2 protein-coding genes are annotated in these 1194 nt (G+C 59.6%); one reads left to right on the top strand and one right to left on the bottom strand.

The genetic code is table 11. The features are described 5' to 3' along the window. Nucleotides 1–525 (bottom strand): hypothetical protein (locus ACFQ6N_RS40160; RefSeq protein WP_380659110.1); only part of this gene is annotated, 525 nt, incomplete at its 3' end. A gap of 131 nt (nucleotides 526–656) precedes the next feature. Between ACFQ6N_RS40160 and ACFQ6N_RS40165 the strand changes: the two genes are divergently transcribed. Continuing rightward, a partial coding sequence (locus ACFQ6N_RS40165) for a formylglycine-generating enzyme family protein (protein WP_380659111.1) occupies nucleotides 657–1194 on the top strand: 538 nt, incomplete at its 3' end.

A 1194-nucleotide genomic window follows, 5' to 3' on the forward strand; every position in this document is an offset into this window, starting at 1 on the left:
TCCTTGCCCGATGTAGAAGACGGCCTCATCCCATGGGACGGACACCGCGCCCTCCTTCCCGCCCATGAAGAAGTAGACCTTCCGGTTGCGCCGGTTGAATCTCGTCGGGTACCAGACGTAGGTGAAGAACTCGTATCGGAGGGTGATATGCCAGAACAGTGCGGGGGCGCCGACCACGCAAGCGCCCACCATGCCGTACATCACCCAGTCCCATATGTCCCCCTCCAGGTTGGGGAAGACCAGAGTGAAGAGCAGGAAGAAGCCGAGCAGGAACAGCCCCAGCGTGCCAAGCAGGACTACCGTGGTCGACACCATTCCCCGCAGACGGAAGCGGCGATCGATCAGCTCGATGCAGGTCGAATTGAAGCGTACCAGGCAGGCGTGTTCGGCGGGCGCCACGGATTGAGCGGCATGTACATTGAAACGCGATGCACTCTCCTGGGGAGAAAGTGGACGTCCCACGGGAAAATCGCGCATCCATCCGGTATACATCCAATCTCCCTTTCCCGCAGCGTTGGCGAGCATGACATGCCATGCGACTACTGGGCGGCCAGTGTCGCCACCGACGGGCCCACGTGATTGTGCACTCCGCTCGATCGGGATGCACTGGCTGGGCGAGCGCGATAGCATGGATCATTCGGCCAAGGAAGTCCCTGATGTCCACACTCTCGCCCCGGACTGCAGCTCTATTAGCCATTCTGTTACTCACTACATCTGCATGTGCCAAGGCGGAAGATTCCCCGTCCGAAGCGAAGCGCGGCCCCGGTACAGCTACGCAACAAAAGGTCGTATCTGACCTGGTACCGATCAAGGGAGGCTCGTTCCTCATGGGTGATTTTGGCCCCGTGCACAACGAGGACAAACTGCCCTACAGCGGAGCCATGAACGATGACGTGCTTCGAAAGATCACGCTGGACGGCTTTTCGATCATGGCCCACAAAGTGTCGATTGAGGATTTTGATGCTTTCACGGACGCTACTGGCCGCCCGAGGGTGGGTACTTCGAAGATTGACTCGACGCTTTATCGTGCCGATCCCAAGGCCGCTGCCGGAGTGAAGTGGCAGGATGCCCTGGACTTCTGCACGTGGGCTGGGAAGGGGTCGGGTCGTAAGCTCACACTCCCAACCGAGGCACAGTGGGAGTACGCGGCACGGTCAGGAGGCAAGATGGTTCTGTTCGCGACCGATACAGGCA

Source organism: Kitasatospora sp. NPDC056446 (assembly GCF_042796115.1).
Classification (GTDB): domain Bacteria; phylum Actinomycetota; class Actinomycetes; order Streptomycetales; family Streptomycetaceae; genus Kitasatospora.